5 protein-coding genes and 1 pseudogene are annotated in these 7,607 nt (G+C 64.5%); 5 read left to right on the forward strand and 1 reads right to left on the reverse strand.

The features are described 5' to 3' along the window. From dapB to CC117_RS34255, 5 genes and pseudogenes are all read left to right on the forward strand, one after another. On the forward strand, positions 1–527 hold a 527-nt coding region (dapB, locus tag CC117_RS05690), incomplete at its 5' end, for a 4-hydroxy-tetrahydrodipicolinate reductase (RefSeq protein ID WP_071082703.1). 132 nt (positions 528–659) lie between these two features. Then, entirely contained in the window at positions 660–2,285 is a 1,626-nt protein-coding gene (locus CC117_RS05695) for a (2,3-dihydroxybenzoyl)adenylate synthase (protein ID WP_071082418.1), read from the forward strand. 65 nt (positions 2,286–2,350) lie between these two features. Then, the gene (gene tcuA / locus CC117_RS05700) at positions 2,351–3,799 is read left to right on the forward strand and encodes an FAD-dependent tricarballylate dehydrogenase TcuA (RefSeq protein ID WP_071082419.1); all 1,449 of its coding nucleotides are present in this window, start codon (positions 2,351–2,353) and stop codon (positions 3,797–3,799) included. A 3-nt stretch (positions 3,800–3,802) separates the two neighbouring features. After that, on the forward strand, positions 3,803–5,029 hold the full coding sequence (locus tag CC117_RS05705) for an FAD-dependent oxidoreductase (protein WP_071082420.1): 1,227 nt from the start codon (positions 3,803–3,805) through the stop codon (positions 5,027–5,029). Positions 5,030–5,517: 488 nt separating this feature from the next. Next, positions 5,518–6,073 (forward strand): annotated as a pseudogene (locus tag CC117_RS34255) (transposase); the annotation flags it as partial. Between the two features lie 181 nt (positions 6,074–6,254). On the opposite strand, the gene CC117_RS34260 reads toward CC117_RS34255, so the two are convergent. Further along, the coding region (locus CC117_RS34260; protein ID WP_131803021.1) for a phosphopantetheine-binding protein at positions 6,255–7,607 on the reverse strand (1,353 nt) is incomplete at its 5' end.

Genomic DNA, 7,607 nt, shown 5'->3' on the forward strand with positions numbered 1-7,607 from the left:
TGGTGGGAACATCCGGCTTCGATGAAGATGCTGTCCAGCAAATTCGTGCCGCACTCATCGAACGTGATGAAGTCAACGTTTTCGTCGTCCCGAACTTCTCGGTGGGCGCGGTGCTCTTGACCCAGTTCGCGGCGAAGGCCGCCCCGCTCTTCGAGTCTGTCGAGATCATCGAGATGCACCATCCCGACAAGGTGGACGCGCCATCGGGTACGGCACAGCACACGGCCGAACTGATCGCTCGCGCTCGTGCGGAAGCAGGTTCCGCTCCCTCGCCCGATGCCACCTCTCGCGACCCGAATGGAACGCGCGGTGGGCGGATCGAGGGAGTCAACGTCCACGCGGTGCGTGTACGCGGTTTCATGTCTTCACAAGAGGTGCTGTTCGGATCCGAAGGTGAGATCCTGAGGCTGCGTTATGACTCCGTCACACGCGATTCCCTCATGCCCGGAGTGCTCGCCGCGCTCCGCGCCGTCCAGGGTCTCCCCGGGGTGACGGTCGGCCTGGAAGCCGTGCTGAGTCTGGACTGAACACGATTCGACAACGGATGACAGTCTGAACCTCCTGCGCGAACTCGCTCTTCGATGACCGGATCGGCATCGGCAGTTCCACGCGGCGCCGACTCCGCCAGGACACGAGACGCTGACACCCGAGGAAGGTCGATGAGCATCCAACCGCTGACCCTTGACGGCGTCGTACCCTATCCGTCAAAGACCGTGGCTGAGTACCTCGCAAAGGGATACTGGCACGATCAGACGCTTCCGGAGTTGCTTTTTGCCACGGCGGAACTCTATCCCGACAAGCTCGCGGTCATCGACCGCGACACCCGGCTGAGCTATAGGCAACTCACGGATGAAGTCCTGCGCCTCGCGGCCGGTCTGCAGGATCTGGGACTGGGTCGTGGCGACCGAGTGGTCGTGCATCTGCCCAACACCTACGAGTACATCGCGTTCCTCTTCGCCCTGTGGGAGATCGGCGTGATTCCCGTGGTCGCGCCCATCGCGCACCGTCGCGCGGAGATCGAACACTTCATCGAGATTGCCGAGGCGCGTACCTACATCACCGTCGCATCGGACAGCGGGACCGATCTCGCTGCGTTGGCTGCCGACCTGAAGGGCCGTTGGGCCCATCTGGAGCACGCAGTGATCCTCGATCGCCGCGGCGGCGGCGCCGAGTACGACGCCCTGCTTTCGAAAGGATCGCTCGAGCACGTGCGGCGATGCAGCCCGCAGGACGTCGCGCTGCTGCAGATGTCGGGCGGTACGACGGGCGTTCCGAAGCTGATGCCGCATACTCATCACACGTACGGCTATGCACTGCGCAGAAGCGTCGGGGAAAGGGGCATTACCGAGCGGACGGTGCATCTGCTGGTCATGCCGATCTGTCACAGTATTTCGACGCGTTCGCCCGGCTTCCTCGGCGCGTTCAGTGTGGGCGCAACGATCGTGATCGCGCCGAACGGCAGCCCCGATGTGGCATTCCCGCTGATCGAGAAGCACCGCGCGAACCGCGTGACGTTGGTGCCCCCGATCCTGCTGGCCTGGCTGAACTCCTCGCTGCGCGACGCCTACGACCTCTCCAGCATGCAGGTGGTCATGTGCGGAGGCGCGAAGCTGAGCGAGGAGGTGGCGCGGCGGGTCGAGCCGGAGCTCAGCCTGGAGCTATCTCAAAGCTTCGGGATGGGCGAAGGCCTGGTCGTCAGCAACCCTCCGGACATCGATCGGGAGACCAGCGTGCGATACCAGGGCCGGCCGGCCTCGGAGGCCGACGAGATCCGGGTCATAGACGACGAGGGAAACGACGTGCCGCCCGGGGCGCCCGGTCACCTCCTGACGCGGGGGCCGTCGGTAATCCGCGGCTACTATCGCAACCCCGAGCAGAATGCCCTGGCGTTCACCAGCGATGGCTTCTACCGAACTGGTGACATAGTCGAGCGGGACGAGCGTGGGTTCATCAGGGTCGTGGGCCGGTCGAAGGACCAGATCAACCGTGGCGGCGAGAAGATCGCGCCCGAGGAGCTGGAGAACGCGTTCCTCGCTCACGGCGGCGTGCACAACGCCTCCGTGATCGGCGTCGACGACGAGGTGCTCGGCGAGCGCATCAAGGCGTACCTGATCCCCCGGTCGCCGGAGCACGTGGCCGATCTCACCTTGAGCAAGCTGCGTCAGTTCCTGCAGGAGCGGGGYCTCGCGACATTCAAGCTTCCTGATTTCGTGGAGGTGGTCGACGAGTTCCCGTACACCGCGGTCGGCAAGGTCAGCAAGCGACTTCAGCGCGAGCGGAAATAGGCACGCGTCGAGCGGCATCGCCCAACGTGAGTTGTTCTCGGGTCGGATACGGCAACGAGGTGGTTATGCACAACGTGGATGTTGTTGTGGTCGGTGGGGGTAACGCCGGATACTGCACGGCTCACGCGGCGGCCGAGCGCGGGCGACGCGTGATGCTGTTGGAGAAGGCGCCGCGGGCGCTGTCCGGGGGGAACAGCTACTACACGCTCGGTGCGACCCGGATGGTGCACGCCGGGCTCGGCGATCTGCTCGAGATCCTTGAGCCTGATGAGCGTCACGCGCGTACCGAAGTTCCGCCGTACTCGGAGGCAGAGTTCCTGGCCGACCTGGACCGGATCGCCGAGGGACGTGACGACAAGGAACTTGCCGCGGCTGTCGTCGAAGGCTCGCGCGACGCGGTCCGCTGGCTGCACGAACTGGGGCTGCGATTCCGGCTGATGTACGAGCGGCAGGCTCACGAGAACGCCGATGGAACCTTCGTGTTCTGGGGTGGAACGCACGTGTGCAACGTCGACGCGGGCCCTGGGCTGATATCAGACCATGAACGCGTCGCCTCGCGGCTCGGGGTCGAGATGCGCTACGGTTGCCCGGTCACGGGGCTGATGACCAACGGCGGCTCGGTCGTCGGTGTCCGCGCGGACGATCAGGAGTTTCTGGCGGAGTCGGTGGTGATCGCCAGCGGCGGTTTCGAGGCGAACGCGCAATGGCGGCAGCGCTACCTGGGAGACGGGTGGCAGCACGCGAAGGTGCGTGGCACGCCGTACAACACCGGTGACCTGATCGGCGCGGCCTTGGAGATCGGTGCAGATCGTGGAGGCGACTGGTCAACGTGTCATAGCGTGCCATGGGACGCGTCATATCCCGAGAACGAGAGCAACCGTATGTTGACGAACCGACTCAGCCGGTACGGCTATCCGCTCGGCATCGTTGTCAACGCCTGGGGTCGACGATTCCTCGACGAGGGTGCAGACTTTCGCAACTATACGTACGCGAAGCACGGCAAGGTGATCCTCGAACAGCCGGGTTCGGTGGCGTTTCAGATCTTCGACGCGAACTCGCGATCGATGCTCAACATGTACGAGTATGACATGCCCGGGATCAGCCCGGTCGTCGCCGACAGCGTCGAGGGGCTCGCCGCAGCAATAGACGTCGACGTCGACGCGTTCGTGCGGACGGTGCGCGATTTCAACTTGTCGATCGATACCAGCCGTCCGCTCGATCCAACGATCAAGGACGGTCGCAGCGCGTCGGTGGAACCGATCAAGAGTAATTGGGCGTCGGCGATAGAGACACCGCCCTATTACGCGTATCCGGTGACGTGTGGAATCAGTTTCACCTTTGGAGGACTTCGCGGTGACATCAACGGCCGGGTGCTCGATAGATCAGGTGCGCCCATCCCCGGGCTCTTCGCGTGCGGTGAAGCGCTCGGAGGCCTCTTCAGCGGGAACTATCCGACGGGCGCCGGCCTGACCGCGGGAATGGTGGTCGGGCGACGCACAGGATCGCTCGCCTGAGCCATGATCTCGTCGCAGAGCAGCACCCGGGTCGTCATCGTCGGCGCCGGCCCGGTCGGAATGGTGTGCGCACTGGCGCTGAACCGGCAGGGCATCCCGGTCACCGTGCTCGAGTCGGAGCCCGCGCCGGTGAAGGATCAGCGCGCCGCGACCATTCATCCGAGCACTCTGGAGATGCTCGACGAATTGGGCGTCACCGAGAAGATCACGCCGCACGGCCTGGTTTCGAGCACCTATCGCTTCCACGACCGGCCGACCGGTGAGTTGGTGGCGGAGTTCGATCTCGCCCGACTCGGAGACGAGATCCGGTTTCCCTATGTGCTGCAGTACGAGCAGTACAAACTGACCGCTTCTATCGCCGAGGAATACGCCAACGAATCCGACTTCGACATGCGGTTCTCCCATGCCCTCACCGGGCTCACCGTGGCCGCGAACGGCGTCGAGGTGGAGTACGCCGCCCCCGCGGGCACGGAGCGCATGACGGCGGCCTATGTCATCGGCTGCGACGGCGGCCGGTCAACGGTGCGCAAGCTCGCCGGCATCGAGTTCGAAGGGTTCACGTATCCGGAGCGGTTCATCAAGATCGCGACCAGGTTCGACTTCAAGACCGTGAGGTCAAATCTGTCGCTGCGCAACTACTTCTCCGACCCCTACGAGTGGGCCAACCTGTTCAAGGTGCGCGGGGAGACGCCCGAAGGACTCTGGCGGCTGATCCTGCCGATCGGCCAGGACGAGGACGACACCACCGCACTGTCGGCAGCGCGCGTCGAGCAGCGGCTGCAGAAGTTCTTCCCCAAGGCGGACCCCTACCACGTCGAGTACGCCAGGGTCTACAGGGTCAATCAACGCGTGGCCGGGACCTTCCATAAAGGCCGCGTCTTGCTGGCCGGAGACAGCGCGCACGTCAACAACCCGATCGGCGGCATGGGCATGAACGGCGGCATCCATGATGCCATCAACCTTGCGGAGAAGCTCCCCCGGGTGATCCGCGGTCGGGACGGCGACGATCTGCTCGACCTCTACAGCCGCCAGCGCCGTCACGCCGCGCTGAACTACGTACAGGCCCAGACGATCGCCAACAAGCGAATGCTGGAGGAACGCGACCCCGCCGTGCGCCGACAGAACCTCGACCAATTACGCTGCACGGCCGAGAACCTTGATAGTGCACGCGCCTATATGCGCCGCGCGGCCCTGTTCGACAGCCTGCACGACGCCGCCTCCATCACCTAGGCCCGGCGCTTGGCCCCCGATTTGGCGGTGGTTTGTTGGAACGGGGCGGGAGGTAGAGGTGCATGCCGTGACCTGCGCTGATGGCGGTGATCAGGGCGTGGAGCTCAGAGGGTGGGGGCATGGTGGACCAGGCTTTCCACCAGCGGTGGAATCCGATCCAGGGAGTCAGCCAGCCGCGGACCGCGCGTAGCGTCGTCGGCCAGGATGCCTGCGCGGATGATCGAGGCGTGTGAGCGCCTCCTCTCTCACCGGCCGGGCTGCGTGGTGGGCTCCTGCTGTGGGGGCGGTGGCCGGGTGAATCAGGTGTTCCAACAGAACGAGAACGCACAGAACACCCGGKTCTGGTGACGGCGGATCGCGAGGTCGGGACGGGCCTGGGAATCGGCCCACCCAGTTCGTCCTTGACCTGCTTGTAGCTCTGTTCGATCCAGTTCCCGATCCCGTAGATCCGGWCAAGTTCAGCGAGACCAGCGGCCGGGTGCGGGCTGGCCGACGGCCACCCCCGTCCCGGGGCGTGGGTCGCGGAACTGACCGGGCTGCTCGAACTGTCCGGCTGGCCGCCGGGTATGCGAGTTGTCCTCTACCGCGAACCCCAGCACCCCGGCGTCCAGCTACGTATCACCGACGTGGGCGGCAACCGGATCACCGCGTTCGCGACGAACGGCCCCCGCGGCCAGCTCGCCGTCCTGAGCTACGCCACCGCCGCCGGGGCTGCTGCGAGGACCGGATCCGTGGTGCCGAGGACAGCGGCCTGGCGAACCTGCCCCTGCACTACTTCGCGCAGAACCAGATCTGGTGCGTGGTCGTCGCTCTCGCGATCTGCCTGACCGCCTGGACCCAGATGCTCGCGCTGCCCAGTGGGCAGGCCCGCCGCTGGGAACCGAAACGGCGACGCCACCGGTCTGTCCCGCCTCGCCGGCCGGATCGCCCTCCACGCCCGCCACATCCGCCGTGTCGTGGTGCACCTGCCCGCGCATCACTCCTGGACCCCACTCGCCGTCGAAGCGATCACCCGGGCTGCGCGCCCTGCCCGCACCCGGATAGCCACCAGCCTCGCCGCCCGATCGACCCGAAGGACCCCCGGACGTGGACCGGGCGCCCACCCCACGCGACAGCCGGGCACCCGGCCATGGCACGACCCAGCCGAAACCACAATTCAACATCAACAAAGCTGGGAGGAGCGCCCACGACCAAGGGACCCCATCCCATGAAAAATCGAGGCCAACTATGGGCGCCAGACTCGCCGATCGGCATTGTCGCCGACTTTGCCCAGCGCGTTCTCGAACGCCAGTATCACGGCACGGGCAAATCCGATGACCGTCAGAATAGTGCTGCCGGCCTCCACCCTGTATCGGATCACCGCGCGGTACGCTGCCTCGCTCGGTTCGATCGCCAAGGGTTCTGCGTCGGCGGAATAGGATCGGCTGATAAGTATCGGCGCGATTGGTCTGCCAGCCAGGAGGCGCCTACCCGAGATACTRCCATAGCGTGCCAATGCGAACTCAGGGTCCGGGTGCCAAGCTTCCTGCTCGATAGGCACGGGAACGGTTACCGTCATCGGGCCAAGCCGCCCCAGGACAGCATCTGGCAGAAGAGGAGCTTCGTGATCTACGACACCGCCGAGTTGCGATCCGTACCCAGTCGCGTGCAGTGCTCGTCGGATGGTCTCGCGCATGGTGGCATCGGTGTGAGAGCCGTACCAGTGTATGACCTGAGTTCTGTCGGCCGAGTACAGTGCCTCGTCGAGTGAATCCGTGCGCTCGATAAGCTCAATCTGGTTCTCGATCTGATCCATGTTGAGAGCCGCAGCGATATCGGCGACTTCAGCCAAGGTCGTTGTGACAGGCGGCGCTGATGGCACGCTCTTGTTGGCGTTCTCATTAGTGAGCGCGCGGAGGGYCTCCAGTAGCTGGTGCACGGTGTATCGATCCGCCGCGGCAGCATGTACTGCAAGCGCAATGTAGGTGTGTGTCGAGCTGCTTGCGTATGCGAGGCCTGACGGCCGTGCATTAATGACATCGATCATTTGGCTGGCCATCGTCCGAAGAGCTGTCAGCTTCGTGGAGGGCGAGGCCCCTGCGACATGCAGTCTGGAGAGAGTTGGTGCGATGGTTGTCATAGGGGTTACCCAAGTGAGCCACAGTCGACGACTTACCGTCTGAACCGACAAGCGAAGCAGGTCATGTTCTTGAACAAGCGAAGCGTATGCGGCGAGTAGCGCGTCGTGYGATAACGAGATGGGAAGAACGGCGGTCTCGGTCAAGATCCATGAGTTCGGATCGTCGCGCGACTCACGTAGTCTCTCGAGAGTTGGAGAGGCGGGCACAGCGACTATGCTTGTCGAAAGCGCCTCGGCCTCGACTTCTTTGATGATCCTCTGAGACAGCTTCGCGACGGTTCGCTGCTCGAAGACGTCCCGCAACGCGAAAGTGTGCTGTCGTTGTGACGCGCGCGCAACAAGACGTATCGCGAGGATGCTGTCACCGCCGAGTCGGAAGAAGTCGTCGTCTGCTGACAGGGGTGTGCTCTCGGGGAGGGCGAGTACGTCGCGGAACACCCCGGCCAGGGATAGTTCGGT

It is taken from the genome of Parafrankia colletiae, assembly GCF_001854655.1.
In the GTDB taxonomy this organism is placed as follows: domain Bacteria; phylum Actinomycetota; class Actinomycetes; order Frankiales; family Frankiaceae; genus Parafrankia; species Parafrankia colletiae.